The sequence below is a fragment of the Mycoplasmopsis agalactiae 14628 genome (assembly GCF_000266865.1).
Lineage (GTDB): Bacteria > Bacillota_I > Bacilli_A > Mycoplasmatales > Metamycoplasmataceae > Mycoplasmopsis > Mycoplasmopsis agalactiae_A.
Genome location: NZ_AJPR01000011.1, coordinates 172721 through 199082, shown reverse-complemented (window position 1 = coordinate 199082; position 26362 = coordinate 172721). Strand labels below are relative to the sequence as shown.

The 26362-nt window shown below is 29.9% G+C and carries 22 protein-coding genes; 2 read left to right on the top strand and 20 right to left on the bottom strand.

Annotated features, from left to right (window positions below; all coding sequences use genetic code 4):
* From MAGB_RS02900 to MAGB_RS02875, 6 genes are all read right to left on the bottom strand, one after another.
* On the bottom strand, window positions 1-1629 hold the full coding sequence (locus tag MAGB_RS02900) for a hypothetical protein (RefSeq protein ID WP_004024310.1): 1629 nt from the start codon (window positions 1627-1629) through the stop codon (window positions 1-3).
* A 63-nt stretch (window positions 1630-1692) separates the two neighbouring features.
* Window positions 1693-1893 (bottom strand): 50S ribosomal protein L32, encoded by a 201-nt coding sequence (gene rpmF, locus MAGB_RS02895; protein ID WP_004024309.1) that lies wholly within the window; start codon window positions 1891-1893, stop codon window positions 1693-1695.
* A gap of 223 nt (window positions 1894-2116) precedes the next feature.
* Complete coding sequence (locus MAGB_RS02890; RefSeq protein WP_004024308.1) at window positions 2117-4018, bottom strand: hypothetical protein; 1902 nt, start codon at window positions 4016-4018, stop codon at window positions 2117-2119.
* The gene (locus MAGB_RS02885) at window positions 4005-4898 is read right to left on the bottom strand and encodes an ABC transporter permease (RefSeq protein ID WP_004024307.1); all 894 of its coding nucleotides are present in this window, start codon (window positions 4896-4898) and stop codon (window positions 4005-4007) included. Before MAGB_RS02885 ends, MAGB_RS02890 begins: the two co-directional genes overlap by 14 nt.
* Window positions 4891-5727, bottom strand: a complete 837-nt coding sequence (locus MAGB_RS02880; protein WP_004024306.1) for an ABC transporter permease — start codon at window positions 5725-5727, stop codon at window positions 4891-4893. Before MAGB_RS02880 ends, MAGB_RS02885 begins: the two co-directional genes overlap by 8 nt.
* Window positions 5711-7123, bottom strand: coding sequence for an ABC transporter ATP-binding protein (locus MAGB_RS02875; RefSeq protein WP_004024305.1), 1413 nt, complete (start codon window positions 7121-7123; stop codon window positions 5711-5713). The genes MAGB_RS02880 and MAGB_RS02875 overlap by 17 nt, the downstream gene beginning before the upstream one ends.
* 259 nt (window positions 7124-7382) lie before the next feature.
* Between MAGB_RS02875 and pepF the strand changes: the two genes are divergently transcribed.
* Window positions 7383-9221, top strand: coding sequence for an oligoendopeptidase F (gene pepF / locus MAGB_RS02870; protein WP_004024304.1), 1839 nt, complete (start codon window positions 7383-7385; stop codon window positions 9219-9221).
* A 58-nt stretch (window positions 9222-9279) separates the two neighbouring features.
* Here pepF and MAGB_RS02865 read toward each other — a convergent pair whose 3' ends face one another.
* The 11 genes from MAGB_RS02865 to MAGB_RS02815 form a co-directional block, all read right to left on the bottom strand.
* The gene (locus MAGB_RS02865; RefSeq protein WP_004024303.1) at window positions 9280-11667 is read right to left on the bottom strand and encodes a phosphoketolase family protein; all 2388 of its coding nucleotides are present in this window, start codon (window positions 11665-11667) and stop codon (window positions 9280-9282) included.
* A gap of 188 nt (window positions 11668-11855) precedes the next feature.
* The gene (locus MAGB_RS02860) at window positions 11856-12554 is read right to left on the bottom strand and encodes a LemA family protein (RefSeq protein WP_004024302.1); all 699 of its coding nucleotides are present in this window, start codon (window positions 12552-12554) and stop codon (window positions 11856-11858) included.
* Between the two features lie 100 nt (window positions 12555-12654).
* Complete coding sequence (locus MAGB_RS02855; RefSeq protein ID WP_004024301.1) at window positions 12655-14475, bottom strand: MAG1210 family protein; 1821 nt, start codon at window positions 14473-14475, stop codon at window positions 12655-12657.
* A gap of 113 nt (window positions 14476-14588) precedes the next feature.
* Window positions 14589-14960, bottom strand: a complete 372-nt coding sequence (locus MAGB_RS02850) for an MG284/MPN403 family protein (RefSeq protein ID WP_004024300.1) — start codon at window positions 14958-14960, stop codon at window positions 14589-14591.
* A gap of 56 nt (window positions 14961-15016) precedes the next feature.
* Window positions 15017-16453, bottom strand: coding sequence for a proline--tRNA ligase (proS, locus tag MAGB_RS02845; protein WP_004024299.1), 1437 nt, complete (start codon window positions 16451-16453; stop codon window positions 15017-15019).
* Between the two features lie 116 nt (window positions 16454-16569).
* Window positions 16570-17622 (bottom strand): aminopeptidase P family protein, encoded by a 1053-nt coding sequence (locus MAGB_RS02840; RefSeq protein WP_004024298.1) that lies wholly within the window; start codon window positions 17620-17622, stop codon window positions 16570-16572.
* A gap of 34 nt (window positions 17623-17656) precedes the next feature.
* The gene (era, locus tag MAGB_RS02835; RefSeq protein ID WP_004024297.1) at window positions 17657-18529 is read right to left on the bottom strand and encodes a GTPase Era; all 873 of its coding nucleotides are present in this window, start codon (window positions 18527-18529) and stop codon (window positions 17657-17659) included.
* Window positions 18530-18540: 11 nt separating this feature from the next.
* Window positions 18541-18933 (bottom strand): cytidine deaminase, encoded by a 393-nt coding sequence (gene cdd / locus MAGB_RS02830; RefSeq protein ID WP_004024296.1) that lies wholly within the window; start codon window positions 18931-18933, stop codon window positions 18541-18543.
* 2 nt (window positions 18934-18935) lie between these two features.
* On the bottom strand, window positions 18936-19394 hold the full coding sequence (gene ybeY / locus MAGB_RS02825; protein ID WP_004024295.1) for an rRNA maturation RNase YbeY: 459 nt from the start codon (window positions 19392-19394) through the stop codon (window positions 18936-18938).
* A 25-nt stretch (window positions 19395-19419) separates the two neighbouring features.
* A complete protein-coding gene (locus MAGB_RS02820; RefSeq protein ID WP_004024294.1) occupies window positions 19420-19809 on the bottom strand; it encodes an MAG1140 family protein in 390 nt (129 codons plus the stop codon).
* Complete coding sequence (locus MAGB_RS02815; RefSeq protein WP_004024293.1) at window positions 19787-21844, bottom strand: Mbov_0121 family peptidase domain-containing ABC transporter; 2058 nt, start codon at window positions 21842-21844, stop codon at window positions 19787-19789. Before MAGB_RS02815 ends, MAGB_RS02820 begins: the two co-directional genes overlap by 23 nt.
* 154 nt (window positions 21845-21998) lie before the next feature.
* Between MAGB_RS02815 and MAGB_RS02810 the strand changes: the two genes are divergently transcribed.
* A complete protein-coding gene (locus MAGB_RS02810) occupies window positions 21999-22445 on the top strand; it encodes an RpiB/LacA/LacB family sugar-phosphate isomerase (RefSeq protein ID WP_004024292.1) in 447 nt (148 codons plus the stop codon).
* 72 nt (window positions 22446-22517) lie between these two features.
* On the opposite strand, the gene MAGB_RS02805 is transcribed toward MAGB_RS02810, so the two are convergent.
* The 3 genes from MAGB_RS02805 to MAGB_RS02795 all read right to left on the bottom strand — a co-directional run bounded on the left by MAGB_RS02805 (window position 22518) and on the right by MAGB_RS02795 (window position 26265).
* Window positions 22518-24449: an Mbov_0119 family protein gene (locus MAGB_RS02805; protein WP_004024291.1), complete on the bottom strand. Its 1932-nt coding sequence runs from the start codon at window positions 24447-24449 to the stop codon at window positions 22518-22520.
* Between the two features lie 40 nt (window positions 24450-24489).
* A complete protein-coding gene (locus tag MAGB_RS02800) occupies window positions 24490-25704 on the bottom strand; it encodes a DUF2179 domain-containing protein (RefSeq protein WP_004024290.1) in 1215 nt (404 codons plus the stop codon).
* 81 nt (window positions 25705-25785) lie between these two features.
* The gene (locus MAGB_RS02795; protein ID WP_235750739.1) at window positions 25786-26265 is read right to left on the bottom strand and encodes a DUF3899 domain-containing protein; all 480 of its coding nucleotides are present in this window, start codon (window positions 26263-26265) and stop codon (window positions 25786-25788) included.
* Window positions 26266-26362: the final 97 nt, after the last annotated feature.

Genomic DNA, 26362 nt, shown 5'->3' with positions numbered 1-26362 from the left:
TTATTTTCCTTTTGAAGCTGCAGCTAAAAATTCAAAAGCTTCTTTAAATCTTAATGAAACTATATTTCTATCAACATATAACATGTACTCTTCCATTTCAGGACTATTGTTTATGTTTTTTTGTGCTAATTTCTTCGTTAAAGCATCAATCATAGCTTTATAAATATATTGTGTATAAACTTTTTTATAAAGTTTAATTAATAATTCAGTTCACTTAGTTCATAGCTCTGAACCTAAATCAATATAATTTTTAGTACTAAAATCGTTGTTGATTTCTTTGTTTAATATGATTAATTGCCTAAATAGCTCATCATTTTCAGATAGCTTTTCTAAAACGTCTCTATGGTTTAAAACTTTTAAACATCATTGATTGTTGATTTCCAAATAAAGCTTGTCATATACTTTTTTAGCTGTAAAATAGTCATATTGGTAAATTATAGAATTAAAAGACTGAAGCAGTGAGCAATATTGCTCTAAGAATGTTTGTAATTCTAATAAGCCTATTTCTATGCCTTTGTAGGCTTTTTCTTTAAGAATTTCAAAGTCTTTAACTAGATTTTCTCAGAAGATAATAGTTGACATATAATCCTGTTTTATAATACTTTTGTAAAAATCGTCTTGATCAATTTCATGAATAAATGAATTAACTAAAGAGTTAATTTTTTGAATTTCATCTTCTAGAGTCTTAAATTTGCTTTTGATAAAGTTTTTAAACTCACTGTTATTTTTGTTTTCTTTAAGTAAGGTAAAGTATCTAAGGTAAATTAACTTAGTTTCTTTTAGTAATTCTTGATATGGCATGGAAGTAAAATTATGTTGCAATCTTTGCAAGTTATTTTTTAATTGCATTATTTCATTGTTGAATTTAGAATCAAAATTTTTGTTACTAAACATTTGTGGTAATGCAGAAAAAATAGCATTTTCTAATTTCACTAGCACATCAACTTTTTTGCAAAATGAATAAACTCTTTTTTCGTATTCATTAATTTCGGCTGAAACATTTGTTATTTCATTGTTTAGCTTTTTATCTTCAAAAGCAAAATTATTTTTTTGTAATTCATCTAATTCATGAACCAATATATCGTATGTATGACTAAGATTATTTTTATTTTTGTTAATATAGTTCTCTAGCTCCAAAAGAATTGTTGAGAGCTTAGAGCTTATTGAATCGACTATGCCTCAATGTATGTTTAAGGTTTCAGATTTTTTACTAAATTTAGTTCATAATTCCTTATATTCATCGAATAAATTATTAAGCTTAAGTGATTCAGTTTTTAAAATATTATATTTCTTGTTTTTATCATTTTTAATCTTGTTACATAAAGTAAATAATGGCTTATAAATAGCTCTTATTTCTTCATTAATATTAATTAGTTCGCTAAGATCTTTTTTGTAATCGCCTTGAGATTGCGATATGCTTTTGAATCTGGAAATTGTCATAGAACCATTAGTTGTTTTTGAACTAACAAATTTATATATTTCATTGGCCTGTCTCTTAATTTTTTTAACTTTGTTATTTCTAATTAAAAAGAAAGTAATAATAAAAATGATCACTGCACAAATGATTAAAAAAACTAGTAGTGATATTAATGCAATTTTAGATTCAGAAACTGATAAAGTTTTGTTCATATAATTAAAAATTATAATAAAAGATAAAATAAAAAACCAAGTAAAACTGGTTTTAAAGCATTATTATTGAGCGCGCAAGTTTAAACTTTTATATCCTTCAACTTTTTTACCTTTGTAAAAGCCACAGTGTTCACAAACACGGTGTTGTTGAATCATATTAGAACAGTTTTTGCATGAGATTAAATTTTGCACTGGTAAAGCATCATGTGTACGTCTTTTGTGCTTACGTTGTTTAGATGTTTTACGTTTTGGAACTATAGCCATTGCACCCTCCTCATTATTAAAAATAGTTGTTGAAAAATAAGTATTTAAATTATAGTAAAAAAATAAATTTTTTTATTTATTTAATAAATTTTTATGATGCTTATTTTAAAAACAATAATGTGTCCCTATTGGCCTGTTTTATAGGTCAATCAGTCAATTGAAATAATATTTATAATCTTATAAATGTTGCAATATAAAAAATTTAGCCTGCTGGCCAAATTTTTTAAGATTTTAATTTGCTGTCATAATAAATGTTGATTTCTGTCTGAACTTCATGTGTAACTGGATGAATTGGAATATGTTTAACGTGGTATTTAAAGCCTTTTAACTCTTCCAATTTTTTGCCTGTATTGTCTGATTTAAACTCTTTAAATGTATATTCGCTTTCAATTTTATATAAGTTTTGAAGATAATCTTTTTGGTAGTCATTAAATGCCTTACCATAACCTGGAAACTTGTCTTCAGAAAACTCGTTGTCTAAAACATATTGATATAAGCTTTGAATTGCTGGAGTATATCTTACATAATCAAAAACAAAGTATGCTCCATATTTTTCATATCACTCATCTTTGTCTTTGTCAGCAGCAACATTTTTTCTAGCTTTTTCAATATCATCAGAGTTTCAAAACTCATCAGGTTGGTCATAGCCTGCAAAAACTGTTTTATTTACTGCATCAATCATATCTAATGCAACATCTTCTTCAGTTGAATCAGCAATAACAAATCCATCAACTAAAAGTAAGTTAACTGAAGGACGAATAAATCTAACAACACCATCAGGAACTTCTGAATTTTTGACATTATCTAATGAATAAAAAGCATCAACTGCATCGCCATTATAAATAATCGCTACATTGAATTTCTTTGTAGGGTCAACTAGTGTGTTAAGCAAGTCTAAACCATTTCCACTAGTTCTAACTCTTTCAGTGTCTGTGATTTTAAAGCCAGTTGAATCTTGAAACATATCAACAAATTGGTCGATTAGATCTCTATAAATTTCAGTTCTAATTTTTTTATTAGTTATATTTGTTTCTTCAGTTATAACAGCTTCACCAGTTGGCTGAGAAACTCTTTTTCCTGTTTTAGTATCTAGTCTATATGATGAGCCATAGATCATATTATCACGCACTGCATTTGTGTATTGATAATATTTAAAAGCATCTTGTTCTGAATTGGCTCCATATGGATTTCTAAGCAATTTAAGAGCTTCAGACATTGGTAAATGATTGTGCTCTTCAATTGTTTCTTTTCCAGTATTCTTATCAACAACTTTTTCCTTATATTTATTATTAGGATTATTAATTATTTCAATAAGCTTAGAGTTAATTTGCTTTTCAATGCCATTGTGCACGCCTGCAAAGTAGTCACTAATAGAGTTTTCATACTTAGCATCATATTCTTTTTTGGCTATTTCATAGTCTTTTTGGGCTTGTTCTCCGTCACTTTCAACTGGTTCTTCAGGAGCTTCCATATGAAATGGTTTAAACAAATTGTTATATTTAGCTATCTTTTGAGGATTGTACGCAATGACCATGTCTTGCATAAAGTAAGGTATGAAATAATCATATAAATGAAGTCTTTCTTCATTTGGCAAGTCTTTTTGAGTCTTATTAGGAATAATTGTTCCATTTTCATCAAAAACTGGCACATTATCTAATAATGCATCATACGATTTAATGTGTTCAAAAACAACAGGGTTATATATAACTTTTAAATTTTCTTCAGTAGTTTTGGAATCATCTCACTTCGCTTTAAAAATCTTTTTGAAGTCAGATCTTTTAAACTTTCTTAATAATGGCTTGCCTTGATTGCTGTTAATTAATAGCTTAGTAGCTTGACTATCACTACCAATTCCACCTGCTGTTTTGTTAGTTAATATATCTCTAGTAAATTCATCCAAAACAGCAAACTGTTTGTATTCAAAACGTTGGCTTAGCTTTTCTAAGTTATACTCATCAATATAAGCTTGATAGTTAGAAAAAACTGGTTTAAAAGCACTCTTAGTATATTTATAAGAAACTGCACCTACTGCAACAGCTGCTGCTGAAAGAGCAGCTAGTGAAAAACCAACTTTTTTAGTTAGCACTTTAGACTTAATAAACTGCATAAATTTATTGCTCTTCATCAGTGCCTCCTATATCAAAGAAAGATGTTTTACTTGATAATTCTTCCTTATTTGGCTGTTCTATAGACTTTTTGGCCTTTTTGCTAGCTCTAGCAATCTTTATTCATTTATATGAAATATAAATAGCATTAAATGATAAAACAATGATTAGCAATGAAGCTCCAACAACTAGTCCTCATGCTCTAAATTCACCTTCATATAATTTGGTACCTAATGTAGATGTATTAGAAACTGTTCTTAAGATAATGAAGTCATCAAAACTCAAGAAAGCAGCAACAATAGCAGCAAAAAAACTTGAAGGAAGCATGTAAACAAAATAGGTCTTAAATCAAGCTCTAAGTTTGCTATAACCTAAGTCTTGAGCAGCTTCAAATAATGATGCATTGAATTTATCACTTCTTGGAAACATTAAAGTAATAGCATAAGGAAGAGCCATTACTGTGTGGCCAACAATCCCACGAAATAGGCCTTCACGAGTATTTGCTAATGTGCCAAATAATACTGAAAATAATAAAGCAAGACCAATAGCACTGATGTTATCTGGGTTAATTAATGGCACATTATTAGTTCCTAGAATCATCTTACTATATACTTTATTTTTTTGTCTTCACATGCCATAACATGTAAAAAGAGAAATAGTTACAACAATAACTGAAACTGCAAAAGCTATTACTAATGAATTAAGCAATGCAATGCCTCTGCCTTCATTAAAAAATGTTGCTCAGTTGTTGGTGGTAAAACCGTTTCAGCTAGTTCTAACAAATCCTTTACTACTTGGATTATTAAAACTGAAGATAGCTGCATATAAAAGCGGGATGTAAAATGCTAACAATATTATGTGGATATAGAAACTTTTAAAAACTTTAGCTACCTTATTCATATCTTGCTCTCCTTCTTCTTCTGAATACTCTTGGCAAGAAGCTAATTAGTGCAAATGTTCCTATAAATATGATTGATACGACAATTACTAAAGTTGTACCAATTGACACTTCATATTGATTAGCTGGATTGGTGTAATTATTAATTACAGTACCAATTAATTGATGTTGTGAGCCATCAGGCAATAATTTATCACTTATAACAAAGTTGGTGGCACTAGATAAGAAAATAATACCTAGTCCACTTAAAATTGCCTTGCTACTATATGGTAATATCACCCTAAATAATGTACGAACAGGACCATTACCTAAATCGTGAGAAGCCTCAATTATATTTTCTGGCATATCTCTAAACACTGAATAAAGTGGCATTATCATATATGGCAAGTTTAAATAAGTTAAGCCAAAAATCATGAATCAGATGGCATTAAGATCGTTTTCTTTAGAAACTAAAGTTAAAAAGAAACCACGTACTGCATATATTTTGGCAATTGTAAAGATTACTAATGGGCTTAAAATAAGGCTCATAGCGTAAATTGGCATAATTCTGTTTTTGCTTCTTGCAACAAAATATGCATATGGCAAGCCTATAATTAGGCAAAGCAGTGCTGAAATTATTCCAATGAATAAACTTCTTCAAATCTTAGTTCAAGTTTTTGAATCTTTAACTAGCTTGAATGAATCAAAAGTTGGATCAGCAATATGAATAACTGAGTTGACAATTATTAAAATAATTGGTAAGAACACTAAAAGAATTGCTATGAAAATGTATGGGAGTAAGAATAATAATCTTCTGTTGAGTCCTAATGAGGCTTTAATTCCTGAATTCATTAGAAGTATAGTCTCACTTGCTATCTTTATTCATTAAATGAATACTATCAATTGTTCAACTAATGTCAACAACATCATTTAATTCAAATTTCTTAGCGGTTTCAACATAAATATATTCGCCCATATTAAGCTTAACTTTTAGGTAATAATAGCTTCCACGGTAAGCAATATCTTGTATGGTTCCTCTTAGTTTTTCTTTAGTTTTCTTGCTTTCTTTGCTTTTTTCAACTTCTTCATCTTCATCAACTAAAATAATGTCAATGTCTTCAGGACGAATTAAAACATCCACTTCTTGCTCATTAGCAAATTCGTCTTCATCATGAACTGTTTTAAATGTTTTGCCCAAAAGGTCTACTGTACAGTCTTCGTTGTTAAAAATTCCATTAAAAATATTTGAATCGCCAATAAATGAAGCTACTCATTTATTAACTGGATAGTCATAAATATTTTTAGGACTATCATACTGTTCAATTCTGCCCCCACGCATAACTGCAACCATGTCTGAAAGCTCTAGTGCTTCATCTTGGTCATGGGTAACAAAAATAAATGTCAGTCCTAGTTTTTGTTGCAAGCTTCTAAGCAACACTTGCATTTTTTGCCTAATTTTAGCATCCAAAGCACTAAGAGGCTCATCTAAAAGCAAAATACTTGGCTTAATAATTAAGCTTCTAGCAAGTGCAACTCTTTGACGCATACCACCAGAAAGCTCACTGATTGCTTTCTTTTCATTGCCTTCTAGTCCAACTAGCTTCACAAAGTCTTTAACTAGCTGGTCAATCTCATTTTTAGTTAGTTTTCTTTTCAAAAATTTATTTTCAAAAGATTCAGTTTGTTGCTGAACATAGTTTTCTCAATATGAATAGTTAAAGTCTGATCTGTCCAATCACTTTTGTCTTCTTCTATAAGTAATTGTATTTGGCTTTAATGTTTCCATTTCTTCAATGTACTTATCTTGCAACTCGTCTAATTCTTGCATTTTTTTCTTAGCTAACTCAGTTCACTTGATTTTCTTTTCAGCCAAGATTCTTTCATATCTAGGGTTTATAGTTTCTTTAGGAACTCTTTTAAGTGGAAGACCAAATTTTATGTTACCTTCAACATTTAAATGTGGAAATAGAGCGTAGTCTTGAAAAATGGTTGATAAATCTCTTTTATGAGGTGGCAAGTCTTTAATGTCTAGTCCATTAAACTGAATTTCACCACGAGTGGTTTTCTCAAAGCCCGCAATAAGTCTTAAGATAGTAGTTTTACCACTACCAGATGGGCCTAATAATGTGACAAAGTCACCTTTTTTAATATTCAATTCGATGTTATCCAAAACAATTTTGCCATCGAACTCTTTGACAACTTCCTTAAGTTTAATGATGTAAGGAAGTTTTTCTTTTTTTTGTATCACAAATCCTCCTTAAATATTTTTTTAAAATTAAAAAAATGCATATGGGGAGGCTGTGTCGTATAAATTTTGACTATATTCAGTAACAAAAAAAGGCAATGAAGGATTTATGTCTTCATTGAATATCATAAGTGCTATTTTTAATCAATAACGGCTCTCTTTTATCACTTTTATAATCATTAGTTTAATTATTTTATAATATATTTATTTTTTATCAAAAATTTTAATTTTGTATATATATTTAATTTCAAAAGGGGTAAAAATGAAGCAATATCCTAGCTATGATAAAGTAAATGATGAATACAAATGAGACTTGGAGTCAATTTTAGAAGGCCAAAGTTTTGAATATTGATTAGAAAAGTATGTAGCTGTTTTTAAACAGCTTATTGAAATTAAAGATTCAAAATATGAGAGCATTGAATCATTTATTGCTGGTCTTAAGTTAAATGAGCAAATGGAAATTGTGGCTAATAAATTACACAATTATATTTCTAATAAAACAAACATTAATTTGACTGATCCACAAGCTCAAGAAATGGCTCTTAAATTTGATTCAGCGAATGAAGAATTAAACAAAGAATATGGTTCAGAAATCAACAGATTTTTTAAAAATGCTGATAAATTAAAAAATTGAGTAAATGACGGAAGACTTAGTTCATATAGGAAAATGATCAATGATACTTTAGATTCATTTAATCATAAACTATCAAATGATGTAGAAGAATACTTGAATGAAGTTGCTTTTGGTGAACCAAATTTAGAAGATGTTTTTAATATTTTAACTGACGCTGAGCTAAGATATGACGATGTGCTTGATTCAAAAAACAAAAAGCATAAACTTGACCCAATTTCATACTCGAAAATGCTTAAATCTGACGATGCACTTTTGCGTAAAAATGCTGTTTTACAGTACAGAAAGTCAAAATTACAGCACAAAGAATCTTTGGCAAACATGCTTGTGCAGACCTTTAAGAATATCTCTGTTAATGCTAAGGTGAGAAAATATAAAGATTCAATTAATATGCTGACTTACGAAGATAAAGTAAGCGATGAAATACTATTAAAGTTGTTTGAAAACATAGCTTCATTAAAAAATGATATTGCTAAGTATTGAAAACATTACAAAAAGTACTATGAAGCACACTTTAAAGAAAAATTTAGAATTCTTTATGATTCAAACAGAGATATTTTTAAGGTAAAAAACAAATATAGTGTTGAGGAAGCAAAAGACATAGTTTATAATGCTTTATTACCTTTTGGTACTGAGTATTCTGATACTATAAAACAGGCTTATAAGGAAAAATGAGTAGACTTTATGAGCGTTAAAAATAAGCTATCTGGAGCATACTCAATTGGCAATACTTATGGCATAAATAAAAAGTATATTTTAATGAACTTTGATGGAGAACTTAACTCAGTTGAGACATTAGCTCATGAATTAGGACACTCAATGCACTCTTATTTTTCTGATAAAAATAATGACATAACTAATGCTAGTTATCCAATATTTTTAGCAGAAATAGCTTCAATTTTTAACGAATCAATGCTTTATGACTACTTGATAGAAAAATCAAGCAGTAAAATTGAAAAATTTACTATTTACAGTCACATAATATCCGGCTTTTTTGGCACTACAGTAACTCAAGCTAAATGAGCTAACTATGAATATGATCTTTATAAAAAAGTGGATGCAAATGAAGTGGCTCCAAATTATGAAGAAGTAGCAAAAATATATTATGAATCTCTCAAAAAGTACTATAAAAAGCCTAGAAAATACAAAAAAGAAGAACAAATAGCAGCTGTAACAATCCCTCATTTTTATATGGGTTTCTATGTTTATAAATATGCTATAGGCCAGCTTGTTGCAAACTATTTTTATAATCAATATAAGCTAAAGGGCAAAGAGTTCTTAGATAAATACATTAATAATTTTCTTTCAGCAGGCAATAGAGATTATCCACTGAATACACTAAAGTCAATGGGAGTTGATCTAACCAGCGATGAATTTTACAAACAAGGTTTTGCACACTTTCATAAATGCTTAGATGAATGAATTAAGTTAGGTGATGAAATTTTTGCTAAGGCAAAATCTAAAAAATAGTCTTATTTGCCTATAAAACAGGCATAAAAAATATTGGGGTTCCCAATATTTTTTTGATTTATCTATATGGTGTTCATTCTCACTCTTTAACTTCAGGTAAGTCAGTACCATATTCTTTAATATATGCTCTGTGTTCTTTAATTTTTTCTTCCATTAACTTAGCTAATTCATTTGCTTTAGATTCGCCTACAACTGGAGCTAATTTTTTAGCAACATTAGCTGTCATATGGAATCTGTCCATTTCGCTAAGTAAACGAATGTCAAATGATGTTGTTATATCACCATTTTCTCTATAGCCGTGAGTAATAATGTTGTGATTTGAACGCAAGAAAAATATATCTCTTAAGATTGCTTCATAGCCGTGGAAGGCAAATAAAATAGGTTTGTCTTTTGTAAAGATTGCATCGAATTCAGAATCGCTTAATCCTCTAGGATCAATGCTTGGGTGTCTTAGTTTTAATAAATCAAGTACATTAACAAATCTAATTTTTAATTCAGGGAAATGAGCACGAATATATGTAATTGTTGCTAATGATTCAATTGTTGATTCAGTTCCTGATGCAGCAACAACTAAATCTGGTTCCTCATTGGGTTTGATATTTGATGCTCAATCAATGATTTTTACACCTTTTTCAACTAATTCAGTAGCTTCTTCAATGCTAAAGAACTGATGTCTAGGTTGTTTTGATGAAATAATTAAGTTAATAACATTTCTATCTTGCAATGCTTTAGCCATTGTTGCAAGCAATGTGTTTGTATCAGCTGGAAGATATTCTCTAATTAATTCAGGTCTTTTGTCAGCTAAGTGTCCAATTAAGCCTGGATCTTGGTGAGTATAACCGTTATGATCTTGTTGAAAAGCATTTGAAGTAGCTATAACATTAAGTGATGGATAATCATTTCTTCAAGGAATGTCTAGAGCTTTTTTAACTCATTTCATATGTTGAGTAAGCATAGAATCAACTACTCTTAAAAATGATTCATATGAAGCAAATACACCATGTCTTCCTGTTAGCACATATCCTTCAAGCATACCTTCAGCTTGATGTTCTGATAGTTGCGAGTCAATAATTCTACCTACAGGTGATAAAAATTCATCATATTTTTCATCAATTCTGTCTAATCATTGACGGTCAGTTACTTTGAACATTTCATATAGTCTGTTTGACTTGTGTTCATCAGGTCCTCAAACTCTGAAATTATCTTTATTAAGTAGGCTTAATTCACCTAAATATGAGCCTAAGGTAACCATGTCTTGATTAATAATTTTGCCAGGTTGCTTAATATCTAGAGCAAATTTTGTTCAGTTTCCAACATTTATAGCTCTAGGGTTAATGCCACCATTAGCAATAGGATTTTTACCCATTCTTCTGTCACCTTTTGGTGCGATAGCTGCTATTTCAGGCTTCAATTGGGCATTTTCGTCAAATAATTCTTCTGGTCTGTATGATCTCAATCAGTTTTCTAATGCATCTATGTGTTGCATTTTTTCAGCTGATACAGGAACTGGAACTTGGTGTGCTCTGAAGCTTCCTTCAATTGCTTCATGATTTCATTCTTTTGGTCCGGTTCATCCTTTTGGTGACTTAAGAACAATCATTGGTCATTGTGGCCTTTTAGCTTTTTGGGCACCATTTTTCTTAGCTTCAGCTTGGTATTTTTTAATTAATTCCACACTTGCATCAAGTGCTTTAGCCATTTCTTGGTGCATGTATTCAGGATCACTGCCTTCAACAATAAATGGTTTTCAGCCTGCACCTGTGAAATATGAAACTAATTCTTCATTTGATCTACGTGATCAAATTGTTGGGTTTGAAATTTTTCCACCGTTAACATGTAAGATAGGTAACACCGCACCATCGTTAGCTGGGTTAATAAATGAATTTATAAATCAACCTGCTGAAAGAGGACCAGTTTCTGATTCGCCATCACCTACAACTGTAGCAGCAATAACATCAGAGTTATCTAAAACTGCACCTGCAGCATGTGATAATGAATAACCTAATTCACCACCTTCATGAATAGAACCAGGACATTCAGGAGCAGCATGACTAGCTGTTCCGCCAGGGAATGAGAAGTATTTAAATAAGTGTGTCATTCCTTTTATGTCTCTAGTAACATGTGGGAATAATTCAGTATATGAGCCATCAAGATATGTGTTTGAAGCTATAACTTGACCGCCATGACCTGGACCGCTAATGAAAAACATATTAAGGTCGTATTTGTTTATGATTCTGTTTAAATGTGCATAAATAAAGTTTTGACCAGGAACTGTTCCTCAGTGACCAATTGGGTAAATTTTTACATCATTATTGGTAAGTGGTGTTTTTAAAAGTGGATTATTTCTTAAATACATTTGGCCAACTGATAAATAGTTAGCAGCTCTTCATCAGGCGTCAACTAAATTTAGATATTCCTTGCTGTCAAAATCGTGTGACTTTTTCATAATTACTCCTTTGAAGTTTTATTACATAATACTCACAACATGACTTATAAATATTAGTATAAAAAATTATAATGTAAATTAAGGTGTTTTAAGTCTGGCTCAAAAAATAAAAAGTTTAATATGGAAATAATGCCTTTTTTCTTAAAATTGGATTCAAAAAAACGGCTTAGTGCCGTCTTTTTGATTTTTTATGCCATAAAGTTTGCGTTTGCACGCTCTTTTATTTCCTGACTTACTGAAAATGGAACTCTTGTTGTATAACCTTCTTTAGAAGCAACTATTGCTTTTGTTGGTCATTCAAAAATTGCTTTGTTTCATATGGTAACAGTATCATTATAAAGCTCTCTTGCAGCTGTAATTTCTGCTTGACTTCTTCTGTTTTCGTCCATAAGTCTGTGAAGTAATTCATGCGCTTTTAATTCTGGATATCTTTCAAATTGTACATTGACATTTCTTAAACCTTGAAGAGTTGAAGCAACTGAGTTAAATGTTTTGTCAATATCTTCAGCTACTTGTGCCCGATTAGCATCAGTAATATTTATCCCACTTCTATATGCAGTGATTTTTTCTAAAACTTCAGTCTCAAATCTAACTGCTTCTTTAGCAATAGATACAGCATTATCCATTATATTAACTCTATTTAATAAGTAGGCATTTATTGTTGAAGACTTGGCTTGAATTTCTTGTTCTAATTTTTGCAAGTAGTTTTTAGCCTTAACTTTCATAAATAGAAAAACTATTCCGGGGATTAATAATAGTAGTCATAATATAACTTCAAATAAAGTTGAACGTCACGTTACTTTAGCAGGAATTTGCTTATGAATAACATTAATATCTCTTCCTTGAGGATTAACTGGGCCAGTTAATTCATCTAATTGATTTGCCATATTTCTCCTTAAAACAGTCATTTTTATATTAAAAATTATATATTAAATTTTATTATTTCTCTGTTTGCAACTTGTTGTTAGCTTATATAAAACAGACAATCTAGTTTGTATCTTTTTGGAACACTCTTACGTAGCTAGAAAGTGTTTGGCCTTTAGCTAATGATTGGTCTTCATCAGCAAATTCTTTTAACACTTCGCTTAGTTCATTAAGATATGAATCGTGACTTTCAAATTCATTAATTTTTCCAACTTGAATTACAAATTCACGATGCTCAGGAGTGTATAGGGTTCAGTGAACTGGAATGGTGTGAAGCTCACCATCAGGCCCCATTTTAGTTACATAATCAGTTTCAATTGAAGTTGAAAAACCTTGTGCTTGGACACTAAATTCTTCAAAGTTAGAATCTGACTTATACACGTCCGAGATGTTAACTACAAATTCAGTGTCTGTTCAATCATTGCTGCCTTTTTTATATATTGTGCTGTGTGCCAGTTTTTCTAGTTCTAGATATGAAAGACTCTTGTCATTAGTTTGATTTAGTGGTTTTTCAATAGATGATATATAGTTAGGAATGCATAATAATGGAGCTATGCTGAAATAAAATTCTTTGAAAAATAAAGCCATTTTTTGGTTAAATTTATTGAAAACTTCATTATATGAATATGAATTGCAATCAACTATTTCTTTGAATATTTCATTATCGTCTTGATCCAATTGAGTGTTCTCAATTAAGTTGACATTACCGCTTTTAGAAAACTTAAAATTATCACCGTAACCATTTTTCTTATCCAAAAGCAAATTTGTCATATTCTTCTGTGCCAAAGGGGTAAAGAGCTCACGATATTCTCTTTCATTATCTCTATTAGTTGCATCAAATAAAGCCTCAAATTTAGTGTTGCTCATTACTCTAAATGATGAATTATTAGCAATAGCTTTCTCGGTAAGTTTAGATAATTCGTCGCTTCTTTTTCTCAAAAACTTTTCTATTTCCCGCTCATTCATTACATTAACTTTTGTTGGCTTTCTAAAGAAACTAAGTTTTGTTCCTTCATTTGAGCCAAAAAGCAAGTAATTATCATCACTAAATTCAGGTGCTGGTTTTGTCACAGTGGCTACAAGCACTTCTGATCTTTCTCTGCTTCTAGCTTCATTATTAACATAGTATGTCTCTGTTCATGTTATGGTTATAGAACCAGTATAATCAACATCAACATATCTTCAACCTCTTTTATTAACAAAAATAAAAGGAGAAGTGAATAAAGTTCCACTTAAGGTTGATTTACAATATGTGTTTTCACTCTTGCTTAAAAGATTCTGTGCACCATACTCACTTACAAAGCTGTTATATCATTCATTCAATAAGTATTTATCTAACTTAACTTCAGGCATTGTTTTTTGTAAAATTTCTTCTTTAATGCCATGTCTTTCTAAAAGTGAAAGTAAAGGCGCTATTGCATTTGAAACATTTTTGTAAGCTTTATCTTTAGCTATTATGTCTTTTATTAATTGCTTTTTGTTTTTAATATACTTAACTAAGAGAAGACCAAATGATAAACCAAGGAAAGTAACACCTAATATTGGTGCAATAATAACTTGCGCTAAGTCAGCACTGCTGTATATTGCTACATCTAAAATTTTGAACTTTAGAACAACTCCAAATCATAAAAATGCGACTGCTCCAAGAACCAAAAATACTATAAATCAGGCTAAAGAGGATGCGACAGCCTTACTTGTTTTCTCTTGTCTATTGGCTGCAGCTTCATAATTTTTTGCTAGTGTTTGGCACTCTTCTACAGAAATATTAGATTGCTTTACTGAATTTTCAAAATATTTATTTGCTTCTTCTAAAAACTTTTCTTTGAGTGGCAAATAATTTGAATTAGGATCATAATTTGCTCAAATTGACTCTGAAATACCCATACCTTGAACTCCATTTATATAGTGTTTTAATTATATAAAATTTAATGATTTAGTTCTTTTTTTATTGCGCTTACTTAAAGAAAAGCAAGAGAAGTAACTCTCTTGCTTTCGTGCTAAATAATCATATGGTCTTTGTCTAAATAATAGGCTAAAAACTCATTAACAGCTTTTTTACGATACTTATAGTATGTTGTTTTTGAGTAAAACTCTTCATATCAGTAATTGTTTTCTTTTTCTAAAAATTCTTTAGTTATTAAATGCTTGTAATTCTCTTCTAAGCACTCTAATGCCCTATTGAATTTATCAGAAAAAAATGTGCGACTTCTATGGTGAATTTTATTTCTATCACTATAAAGCAAGCTGCTTTTTTCGTCTAATTTTGCACTAGCTTTTTCTATCCTACATATTGTGGCAACAAACTTATATTTTTCTAAGTCTGACATTGCGTAATTTAAAACATTATGAAGCGATATGTTAGTTATCATAATTTTCCTTTGTTTGGCTTAAGTTATGAAAATAAAACCGCTATCAATGTTAGTAATTAATAAGCTTTAGCAAAAATTACATACTTATTAGTTTGTGATCTACATTCTTCGAAAATGCACTTATTAACCTTGCCAGGTTTTAGTGATTTTCTAGGAATACATCTAGTTGTTGCACCTGTCTCTTCTTTAATTTTTATTTCTGCTTCTTCAGCACAGCAGAAAGGAGCTAAAACAAATTTGTTCTCCTTAATCTTAGTTTTGAATTCTTCATAGTTATCAACAAGGACAGTATTTTCGTCAAGTTTTCTTTTGGCATTTTCATAAAGATTATTATGAATGCTATTTAGTAATTCGCGAACCTTGCTCTTAACATCTGATACACTAACTATAGTTTTTTCTAAGGTGTCCCTACGAACTATAGTTACAGTTTTATTTTCTAGATCTTTAGGGCCAACCTCGATCCTAAGTGGTACACCTTGAATTTCAGAATTTGAAGCCTTATAGCCAGGAGATTTGTCAGTTGAATCAAGCCTTACTCTAAATTTTCTTTCCAGTTGCTTAGCTAATTCATAGCAAAAGTCATGAACTTTAGGTTGTTTATTAGCAAATAATTCCAAAATATCAACTTGAACAGGAGCAACCTTAGGAGGAATAATTATTCCTCTATTATCACCATGGGTCATTATAATTGCACCTAGCAATCTTGTAGAGACACCCCATGATGTTTGGTATACAAACTCGTCTTCATTTTTATCATTTTTGAAAGAGATCTCGAACTTTTTAGAAAAGTTTTGTGCTAAATAGTGGCTGGTTCCAGCTTGCAATGCTTTTCCATCCTTCATCATTGCTTCAACCGTATATGTTGAGCAGGCTCCAGCAAATTTTTCATATGGAGTTTTCTTACCGATAATTGTTGGTATAGCTAAATAATTTTTTAAAAATTTAGCATACACATTGATCATTTCTCTAGTCAGTTTTCTAGCTTCAATGGCACTTTTATGGCATGTATGACCTTCTTGTCATAGAAATTCTCTGCTTCTTAAAAATGGATTTGTTGTTTTTTCTCACCTTACAACATTTGCCCATTGGTTGTATAAAATAGGCAAATCCTTATGAGAAACAATCATTTTTTTAAATAGGTCAGCAAATAAAACCTCAGATGTTGGTCTTACATAAATTTTTTGATCCAGCTCTTTGTCACCAACTTTAGTTATTGTTGCTAACTCAGGATTAAATCCAGCAATATGTTCTTTTTCTTTAGCAAGTAATCTATCAGGAATGAACAAAGGAAGATATACATTTTGAACTTTTAAGCTACTAAAAATTTCATTTAGTGCTTTTTGTATTTGTTCTCAAATTCCATATGAATTTGGTTTAAAAATTAATGTTCCTTTGACTGGGCCATACTCAATTAAGTTACCTTGCTTTACAACATCAGTGTATCACTTAGCAAAATCTAGTTCTAAAGGGGTTATCTTTTCTAGTTCTTTCATAGTGATATGAATTTTATTAAATATTTAACAAAAAGTTAAAAAAACAGGCTCCAAATTCATAAAAAATGGTTTTTCTAACAAAAAAGAAAGCGTTGCAGCTCTCTTTTGTGTTATGTTTACATTGCTTCTTCTTCAGGGCGTGTTAGAACACGGTGTCCATCAGCAGTAACTAACACATCGTCTTCAATTCTAGCACCACCAAGTCCTGGGATGTAAATTCCTGGTTCAACAGTAATAATCATTCCTTCTTCTAAAATGTAATCACTGTGTGAGCTTACATTAGGAAGTTCATGAACATCAATTCCTAGACCATGGCCTGTTGAGTGTACAAAATATGATCCATATCCTTGTTTTTGAATGTAGTCTCTACATATTTTGTCAATATCTGAAGCCATAACGCCTGGTTTAACTGCTTCCCGTCCTAAACGAGCAGCTTCTTTAACAATTTCTAATATTTTTTCTTGCTCAGGTTTGTCACTTATATTTTGTCTTCCTAGAATAAATGTTCTAGTAATGTCAGCACAAAAACCGTTGTATAAAGCACCAAAGTCAATCTTTAACAATTCACCATTTTTAATTCTTCTATCAGTTGGGTGGTGGTGTGGCTCAGCTGAGTTAGGACCAGAAGCAACAATTTCATCAAAACTTTCTTTTTGAGCACCATATGTTTTCATTAAGTGGTTCAATTTTGTTGCAATTTGCTTTTCTGTCATTCCAGGAGTAATTCATTGAACTAATTTTTCATAAGCTTTCAATGAAATGCTTATTACTTCTTCCATTGCCTTGATTTCTGCTTCGCTCTTCCTAATTCTTAATTCTTGTCCTTTAATAAAAGCAACTGTCTTAGGATTAATTAATTTAACTAATCTATCAAATTCATCATAAACGATGTAATCTTTTTCAAATGCTACTTTTTTATAGGCTTTTTCGTCAAAAAATTCCTTCAATGATTTTCCAGCTAATAAGCGAACTTCAACATTTTGAGCATACTTTTCACAGTATTCAATATATCTACTATCAACAAATAAATATGCTTTGTCTTTTTCAATAATAATGTAACCATCAGTGGTTTGAACATTTGAATATCATAGTCTGGTTTGTGGTGCTGATGACACTATACAATCTATGTTTTTTTCAGCAAATATTCTGTCTAACAATTGTCTATTCATAATAATTCCTTCTTTTTAAAAAGATCTCTATATTTTAATTATAGCCAAATTTTTTAAGCGCACTTTTGTCATTGATTCATTTATTAGAAACTTTAACTTTTAAATTCAGTGTCACCTTTGTATCAAACTGATGGCTCATCTTCATTCTGGCATTTGTACCAATTTTTTTAATCATTGACGCGCCTTTACCAATCAGAATGCCTTTTTGAGATTCTTTTTTAACATAAATAATGGCATTAATAGTTATTCTTTCTTCTTCTTCGATAAAGTCTCGTACCTCAACAGCAATTGAATGTGGAAGCTCGTCCGTCAAAAGATTTATTGCGCTTTCACGAATATATTCTTTAGCCATAAATCTCATTGATTTATCAGTAATATAGTCTTCATCATAGAATGGTGGCGCTTCATATGAATACTCTTTCAATATTTCAACTAATGAGTTCACCGACTTATCACTTTTATTAGAAACTGAGATAATTTTGTTAAAACCATATTCCTTTAAGCTATCAATTTTTTTAGCAATTTCATCAGGTGATTTAGCTAAATCAATTTTAGAAATAATGGCTATTTTATTTTTTGAATTTGCAATTCTTTCTAAAATTAACTTGTCACCTGATTTTATGTCTTCATTTACTGGGCTCAGGAATAGAACACAATCAATATCTTTAAGTGAGCTAAATGCCTCTTTGTTTAATGATTCGCCTAAAAGATTTAATGGTTTATGAATACCTGGTGTATCAACAAAGACAAACTGATACCCGTCTTCAGTATAAACACCCATAATTTGATCTCTAGTTGTTTGTGGCACATTTGAGACAATAGCTAAGTCATATTTAATAATTTTGTTTAATAATGATGACTTACCAACATTTGGTCTGCCCAGAATACTTATAATACATACTTTCATAATGGTACTCTCTATGATTTAATTTGTTCTGTTCTTATTGGATGTGGAACAAGTTCAATAAGTTTATTAACTCTCACATTGTCACCAGAATTATTGTATTGATATATTAAGGCATCATCAGGCATAAATTCAGTTAAAACCTGTCTGCAACCAGCGCATGGTGAAATTACTTCATTACTTGATGAAATAATGTGTATTTCTTTAAATGTTCCCACTTGTGCCCCATAAGCAACAGAACCAAATAGCGCCGATCTTTCAGCACATAGGCCTGAAGGAAATGCTGCATTTTCAACATTGACACCAGGATATTCTTTCCCATCTTTATCAATTGCTATAGCAGCTACTTGAAAATGCGACCATGGGCAGTATGCATACTTTAATAAACTTTTTAATTTTTCAACCATTCTTATTCCTCTCTTGTAATGTTTAATGGATTAAATATTGCATCTACTATTTTATTCATTTCAATTCTTTCATCTTCAACTTCATGATCATACCCCATTAAGTGAATTAGTCCATGAGCATACAAATAACAATATTCCCGGCGTAATGAATGACCAAATTCCTTTGCTTGCTCTTCAACCTTTTCGTGATTAATTACAAGCTCACCTAAAGGCAAAAAAGGCATGCTTTTATAAAGACTTTTATCGCCAAAATCAAAGGATAAAATGTCAGTTGCATAGTCCTTTTGTCTGTATTCTTTATTCAGCTTTTTGATTTTTCTGTTGTTGACAATAGAAACATCAACTGATATTTCCTTGTCCTCTAGCTTAAAATATGTTTGCAAATTACTTAAAATTTGTTCATATTCAGCTTTAAAATTGAAAGAACTGCCGTTTTCAATGTTGATATTAACAATAACCATAATACTATTATAATAAATTCATTTTTTATTGCTTGAATAGAAGATTAAATAGTGTTGTTTCTCCTAAGTGAATTACCCCATCAATGCTAATATCTTTTCTTAAAAGAGGTTTAAGATTATCATCATAACTAATAAAATCAATTTGTGCGCTATTTTTTAAAATCTTTATATTTGAAACATTAATGTCATATGCCTTGTCATTAATTTTTAAAATTATTTTTTGACCCTGTTTTAGCGAATAAAATAATTTATTGTTGCCTAATAAATGCATCCTATTTTTCTCATCTATATATAGGTTAATTTTTTCCGTTTTCTCTATTTTATAGTGAAATATGAAAACTAACAATATTATTGATGCTACAAAAACTAGTGCAAGCCAAAATCAAATTCATTTAGATATAGTTGTTAATTTCATTGAGTCTTATTTCCTTTGTATTGTGCACAAAATTGTTACTATGGCTTATCTCGAGAAACAGAGCATCTTTTTGATAGTCCTTTATCGCTTTCTTAAGCTCAGTGGAATTATCAGCACTTATATTTTCAAACGCTTCATCCAGCATAACAATTTTGTATTTTCGAGTAAGAAGTCTTAGTAGCAATATGATTTGTTTTTGACCGCTAGACAAATTAGAAGCATTATTATTAATTTCTGTGTTCATATTTATATTTGCTTTATTCAGCACATTTATCAATCCGTATTTTTCAATATTTTGATTAAGAACGTTTGCTTTTTCTTTGTTTTTGTCAATAATGAAATCAATAACTTTTACACTAGGAATGAAAATATCACTTGATATATAGATGGTATTACTTAACAAGTCTTCAAAATTAACTTGTTTTTGATTCATTCCGTTTATTAAATATAGACCAGTATAACTATCGAAGTCTCCTTTTATAAGTTTTAATAATGTACTCTTTCCTGATCCATTTGTTCCTTTAAAACAAGTGTTTTGGTCAATTTTTATGCTCTCAAAATTTAAAATATTTGTCCCCTCTTCATAGCCAAATTTAATGCCTTTTAGTTCAATATTTTCTACTTTATTGATAACAATTCCGTTGTTTGAAATATCTTTATGCGGTAAATTAAATACAAAATTTATTTGATTAACGTATTTTTTAATTATTGAGTTCGAAGAAAGTAAGCTTGAAATGGATAATAACGGATTAATGAAGAAACTAACACTAGTTAAAAACATCATCATATCTCCGTTAGTTAGCTTGTTTTTAATAATTAAAAATGTAGAAGCAAAAATTATTATGTTTGATATGTTTCCTATAAAAATGCTGTTAAACAAATTATTGTTTGAGCCTGTTTTATAGATTTTTTCGTCAACTTGCTTTTGGTTAATAGTCTTTTTGTATTGAGTAAGCCATAGATTATCAAAATATCCTTGGTCACTAAAATTATCTTTTGAATTAATATAATCAATATCAGCTTGAATTTTTTTAGATGCAGCATCAATTGAATAATTATGTAAGCTCTCTAATCTGCTTTGATAAATGTAATTAGCGATAATCACGAGTATAATCAAACAAGCAACCAAAGCAAATAGTAAGTAATTCAGTCATATAAGCAGTAGTCCTGACAAAACCAGACTGAGAATCTCACTTATAAATGTGTATGCAAAATTGGCTTGGAACTCACTTATATATTGAATATATGCAGCTCTTTTAAAATACTCAGAATTATTTAACTTGTATAAATTATTGATTGAAGTCTTTTTCAATTTTGAAAAAAATTCAGTGCTTAATTTTATGTAAATTTTGTTAGTTATCTTATTTACTATATATGACTTAAAGTACTGATTTATAGCCTTTAAGATACATAATCACACAAAAAGTGTAAACACAACAATGATTGTTTTGTTTAAAAAATTGGGAAGTATAAAATCAAAAACAATTTTTATAAAAAATGAAGATGCAAATGATAATAACAAATTAATAAACGTTGATATCAACAGCGGATATGCATACTCTCGGTTGGAGATTAAACTTTTTATTCTATTGTCAATGACAAACTTTCCTTTTTCCTTTGTCAATTTCAGTGGCGAAACTAAAGCTATGACATTTGCATACTGCTCTTTTAGCTCTATTTTATCCATCTTAACTAGTTTTCCACATTCTGGATCCTGAATATAAAATTTGTTTCCTTTAATTCTTAAAAGCACTACATAATGGCTATAGCCATTTCTGTTTAAAAGCAATATAAGTGGTAAATCTTGCTTGTTTAATGATGTCAAAGCCTCAAATTCCCCAGAATATGAATCTAGCTTAAGACCATTTTCACTAGCTATGCTTTTTAAATTAAACAAACTTATGCCATCCTTGCCATAAGAGCAATTAATCTTTAAATAATTTATGTCAACTTCTTTATGATGATAATAATTTATTAAATAACTTAAGACATGCAATCCACAGTCTCGTTGATCTTCTTGCTTACTTATTCTCATAACTTATAATGTAGTTAATTTAGATGTTTTTTAAAAAGTGGAAAAATTTGGGAAAAACACATGATTTTTCCCATTGTTGTGTGCGCTTAGACTTATGCTTTATCTATTATTCTTTTTGATGTAAAATTTTTTATACAAATATAGGAGTTTAAAAATGAAAAAGGGTAAAGTAGTTTTAGCTAGTGATCATGGTGGCTGTGATTTAAAAAATGAGATAAAAGATTATGTAAGCAATTTAGGATATGAAACAGTTGATTTAGGGCCAGAAGATAGTTCAAAGTCTATATCATATGCAGAACAAGGCCATAAATTAGCTAATTATTTATTAGACAATAAAGATGTTTCATTCGGAATTGGTTTATGTGGCACAGGATTAGGCATCTCGTATGCACTAAACAGACATAATGGAATAAGGGCCGCTAGAGTAACTTCAGTTGAAGATGCTAATCTTGCAAAATTGCACAACAATGCTAATGTGCTTGTAATGGGTGGCAGACAAGTTAATATTGATCAAGCAAAAGCTATGATTAATGAATATATTAACACTGAATATGAAGGCGGCAGACATCAAGCCAGAATTGACCAAATTGACAAATTTTAGATCAAAAAACACATGTTAAATTCCGGCATGTGTTTTTTTATTTGCTTGTTTTATAGGTTTATTAGTAAAATCTTAATGTTTAGTTTCGTCATAAATTTTGTTTAGTGCTGGTGGCTCTATGTAGCCCTCTTTGCTCTTGGCTAATTTGTGAAATTCATTTGCTAAATATTGGTATTTATCAATTGATCTTATTGTTAACTTTTGGTTGCTTTTATTATAAATAATAGGACTTTCTAAAGTAAATGATCCTTTAACATTAGAGTGAAGTGCTGAAAATTCTTCTCACTCTTTATTAAAATATGTATAAGTAAAAGGCAAAATGTTGCTGTTATTAAATACTGTGGTATATGAATCATCATCCTGAGCATCATCTCATGTTAAGTCAATATATCTAAGTTTGCCATCATCTTTAGAACGGTACACATTTCATGCATGAGGCTCTTTTGCTTCTAATTTTACAAATTTGTCAGATGATTCATCATATCTGTATCTAAAGACATCACCAGTTTGATAGCCTATGTCAATATTTAAAAATAATCCATATAATGTTAGTAATCTTGCATATGTTTCACACACACCCTTTATTTTTTCTTCATATTCTTTAACTTTAGCCAAAACACCTGGATTACGCATAGATAGGTTAATTATGCCTGTTCTAATTTCTTCGTTTAAAGCTTCTACATCATAGTTAATTTTTCAAGTTATAAAGTTATGAAGTGATCTTAATTTTTGCTCTTCAGTATAGTTTTTTGAAATTAAATAAGGGATAGTTGATAAAACATATTCTTTTAACTCTTTTCACTCTTCTCTTCTGTGACGATAGACCAATGAATTTGCATAAATAACTTTTGAAAGATAATCTTGTCCAGTGATGCCTTCAAGTGAATAATTATATGTATAAAAGTTCGTATGACCCTGTGAATTAGCTGGATAGGCAAAATATCCTCATGGTCCTAATGCCTCAGTTGTTTTAAAAGATGAATATCCTAGAGCTCATTCTTCTTCTTTTAAACTAAACTTTTTGGCTTTAACTATATCAGCAAACTTACTAATATTTTCAGTGTGCAAGTCGGTGTAGTCTGAATAGATAAACTTTTGCGATTCATTAAACTTTTCTAAATCATTTTTGTTTTCATCAGCTTTATTTAAGTAAAAACCACCATCAGCAATAAGCTTAATTCTTAAGTTTCTTATTTTGTCAGTTGGTGCTTTCTTTATAAAATCTAACTCTTTAAGATCTGGCGTATAGCCCTCATTTACAGGGTTAAAAGCTAAATCTTTATTTTTATCTAAAATTTCTAAAAATGTTTTGGTCTCATTAACTATTCATTTAGCATAATTATAGTTTTGGATATTATTTTTATCCCCAGAGTAAGCTAAACAAAATTCTTTAAACTTTTCTCATCCATCTTCATTAGTTAAAAAATTCTCTACAAAATAACCAAAGTGAATTTTGTTTTTATCATAACGTATTGTGTTGCCGTGAGGCTGTGCAATAAACTTGGCCGAATCATTCTGTAAATTAATCCAATTGGTCAAAATTGTTAAATACAATTTGTTGTGTTTAAACAACTTAATGTATTCATCTAGTTTATGAGCTAATGTGGTTTTAACATTACTTTTGCCTTCAAATATCTCAACTAATTCCTGTCACAATTTTTTTAAATCAGCATTATCATGGTTTGTCAATTGTCTATTTTTAGCTGGGATGCTTTTAGTCCAAAAACCATTTTTTAAGTGTTGACTAGATAACTGAACTTTGCTGTCTTGAACTTCATCTTTAATGTTTCCAAAAGTATATAAAATATCTTCAACCTTAACTTCTTCAACATCAGATTTAGCAAAGTTAAATATAGGTTTATCAGTCGTTATTATGTTTGCTTTTTTATTTGAACTATTACTTACTAAGTCTTTGTTTATAACTAAATCAATGCACGATGTTAAAAATCCTGGTGCTATAAGCACTGGAGAAAGTGCGAGTATTTTGTTTCATTTTTTTGACATAGTTTGCTCCTTAGTAATTTTATTTTTTGATAGCTAAATTTTACTTCCTGTCCTTGTTTACAATATTGGAAGTGTAAATTGTGCCTTTCATTCTCTTTATATCAAACATGCATATCATTGCATTTGGATCAATTTCATTGATTATCTTTAGTGCAACAGATGATTCAATATACATTGTGTTAATAATTAATACTTGTTGCATTTCGCCGCTATAACCACCTTTAAAATTGGCAATGGTGGCTGAGAATCTTTTGTCTTTGAGCGCAAAAATTTTATCCAAAATCTCTTTAGGCTTGGAAGTATAAGCTTCAATTTTAACCATTTTATATTTAGGAAACAGAATATCAACAACAATACCGTTGACTAATATCATAATAAATGAGCTTGCAAAACTGGCATTGAAAAATAGCTCAATATTTCAGTTGCCTGTAGCTAAACCTGAGGGAAGATAAGTTCCTATTGTATTTGCAGCTAGCAAACACACAATATGAATTGCTATATAAATAAAGCCGAGGTTTTTGAACTTTTTCTGTGAGTACCAAACTACAAAAATATCAAAACCAGCAGTGGTGGAATTAACAATTAAAAGTGCAGCAGCTAGCGCGCCTTGAATTATGGCTCACAATAGTCCATAAAACATTATTGAAATTGGATTGTTACCATTTTGTCCTGAATAATTAACTGCTCATGTAGTAATCTGAACGATATTATTTGGCTGTTTTATAGCATTAGAAGTAAAATTGCTATCAATTACTTTACCTAAAATCAGTCAGTTTTCTGAGCCAGAAATGCTGCTAAAAGCAATACCAAAAATTGTTGCAAAAAGCATAAATAACATTGTTAAAATAGCAAAGTTTTTGTTAATTTTTATACTTGCAAATATAAAAAGCGGAATGTTTATAACAAAGTTAACCATTCAGAAGCATATATTAAATATCACTCTAGCCAGCTGATCGCTTTTCCCGCTATTAATAGCTATAAATGCAGCTAGCCGCGCAATACTGTGACTTAGTGCATCAAGACCAAGCCCATATAATCCGGTGTTTTGCACTAGCAGTAAGCTTATAAATGAAAACAAAAATGAAATAATCAAAACAACAATTGATTGCTGTCAAAATTTAGTTAGGGTATGCAAAAATGAAAAGTGAAGAACTTTCTCTTCAACCTTAATTCTATTTATTTCATAAGTAGAATTTTGGTCAATAGTTCTTCTGCTTTTGTTTGGTTGGCTTAACTTTTCTTCATTTTTTTTCATCACTTATTTAAGTATATATTTTTAGTGATGCATATGTCACTAAAAGTTTATTTATTTTTTAAATTGAAGCAAATTTTAATGTTATGTAGTGCTGGTTAATATTCAGGCAGTAATTAGTAAAATAATCGAAAGGGTAAATAAAATCACTAAAGTAAAATTGTAACTTTTTGCTGCGGTGTTTTCATCTAATCTTTGACGTTCTTTTTCTAAATCTTCACGTAGTATTTTGAGCCTAAGTTCTCTTTCTTTAGAAGCTGGCTTCTTTTTTTCTTCTTCTATTTTATAGGCTAATTCGTTCGATTTTTGATTTTTATTTTTTCTAAATGCTCTAAATAAAAATCCTGTTGAAAATATAAAAACTAATCCGCTATAAGCAAGCAAAGCAGCCCCTATTATAAAGGTTAAATCCTTAGCAATTCTTTTAGGGCTGTATATTTCAGGTTCTTTTTGTCATTTAGCAAAATAAAGAGACAAAGTAACAATAAGTATAATTAAAGCAGCAGCCACAAAATGCATACATTTTTTTCAGGTAAAGGACTTTCTAAAGTATTCTGCATTCATTTTTAATTTCATATGTTTATATTATAAATTGTAATTTTTACAATAAGTAAATTTGAATAATAAAAGCAAGCTTAAGCCTGCTAATATCTTTTTACAC